This is a genomic window from Vibrio sp. Vb0304 (assembly GCF_033338995.1).
GTDB lineage: Bacteria > Pseudomonadota > Gammaproteobacteria > Enterobacterales > Vibrionaceae > Vibrio > Vibrio alginolyticus.
In genome coordinates this window covers 1-1,659 of sequence record NZ_JAWOTT010000086.1, presented here as the reverse complement: position 1 = coordinate 1,659, position 1,659 = coordinate 1, and the positions used below count along the sequence as shown (strand labels likewise).

The 1,659-nt window shown below is 44.9% G+C and carries 3 protein-coding genes; all 3 read right to left on the bottom strand.

All coding sequences use genetic code 11. The features are described from left to right. Positions 1-190: 190 nt before the first annotated feature. Entirely contained in the window at positions 191-715 is a 525-nt protein-coding gene (locus R7P35_RS23970) for an NADPH-dependent FMN reductase (RefSeq protein ID WP_318092829.1), read from the bottom strand. Positions 716-993: 278 nt separating this feature from the next. Beyond that, complete coding sequence (locus tag R7P35_RS23965) at positions 994-1,257, bottom strand: YfcL family protein (RefSeq protein ID WP_005479532.1); 264 nt, start codon at positions 1,255-1,257, stop codon at positions 994-996. Between the two features lie 24 nt (positions 1,258-1,281). Then, a partial coding sequence (locus R7P35_RS23960; protein WP_318092828.1) for an elongation factor P hydroxylase occupies positions 1,282-1,659 on the bottom strand: 378 nt, incomplete at its 5' end.

The window sequence follows — 1,659 nt, the reverse complement described above, 5'->3', positions numbered from 1 at the left end:
CTCCCTATCGATGTGCTGGCAGAACTTCACCCAAGCCGTATGTGGGTACGCAAATTACGCAAAGGCAAAGCGATTACCGAGCTTTAAATCGGCACCAAGCAGACAACTACATGGATATTAAGTAGATAACGAATAAGAGATTCCCAAGCCCGCGAAATCACGCGTCGGGAATCTCTTTTTTAATGGCGTATTACTTGAGCAACGCGACGGCTTGTTTCACTTGCTCTGCAATTTCTTGATTTACAATCTCACCCGACTCCAAGTCAAAGTTCTCGTAAAAACTTGGTACCGAAACCGACGCTTTAACGTCCGCTCCAAAACATGGCGCTGAACCCGTTGCCGCCGCTAGCACGCTTTGCGCGCCACCAGGGCCCGGTGACGTCGCAAGGTAAACTACCGGTTTATTTTGGAACACATTGCGCTCGATACGCGTTGCCCAATCGAACAAGTTTTTGTAAGCCGCAGCGTAAGAACCGTTGTGCTCTGCAAATGATACAACGATGGCATCAGCTTGCTCTAGCTCGCGTAAAAAAGCGATTGCGCCTTCCGCTTGGCCGATTTCTTTCTCTTTGTCTTCACTAAACATTGGAACGTTGTAGTTGTTTAAATCCAACACGTTCACTTGCGCGCCTTCTACTTGTTGAGCGGCGTAAGTAGCAAGCGTTTTGTTGATTGAGGTTGAGCTGGTAGAAGCACCGAATGCGACAATTTTCATGGTTATATTCCTTTGTTCACGTTTTATGCTTTGCAGAATAAAAGTTAAACAGGCTGGCAACAACCACAAAAATCTTATGGAGAGATTCGAATATTTCGAAGGAGTTGATTTCAATTAAAAGGCGAGATAACGATAGAAAAGATATGCTCAGAAATAGCCAAGAAGCACGCCTAGAATAAGGTGACGTTTGATATAACCCGTTGAAAAAATAGTCACAACAAGGTTAACAGGCTTTCATTCAGTTACACTGAGCACTCATTTACAGCAATTCGTAGATATTATGCTTGTGATTGCAGCTCTTGCCATAGATCACTAACAATCACGCGATCCGCAGGCGTCAGTTCTGCGCGAGCTTCTTCTAGGCTATTCGCGATACGAGATTTTAGCTCTTCAACATCGTTGATGCCGTCTTCTTCACAAGATGCGGCAGACAGAGAGATGTGACCACGTAGATAACCACCAGCAAACAGTTCATCATCAGATGCGTTTTCAATACGAGCATCAATCAGTTCTAGTAGTTTTTCTTCAAATTCAATAATCATGGAGTTTCTCTGAGGTTATTTGGGTTACTTAACGCTAAAATCAGACGCTTCCAGCGGCTTAGTTTGGTAAAACGCACGTAAGGCGTCCGAAAGCATTTTTACTCGCTGTGGCAAACCTGCTTCCAAAATACCTAATACTTCTTTATGCACTTTTTGCATAAAACCAAGCCTATCTGGTTCAAAATCGCCGTGTAGATTGTCACAACTCACCGTAAAAGGGAAGCCAGCACTCGTGGCAAGAATCCATTCGTAAGCTTGAGGGCGAATTTCTACTTTTTCGAACTCAGCTTGTACGGCTTCGGTGCGTCCATCCGGCTCATACCAGTAGCCAAAATCTTCCATTAAACGACGTTCAGGACCAGCGACACACCAGTGCGCGATTTCGTGCAGAGCAGAAGCGTA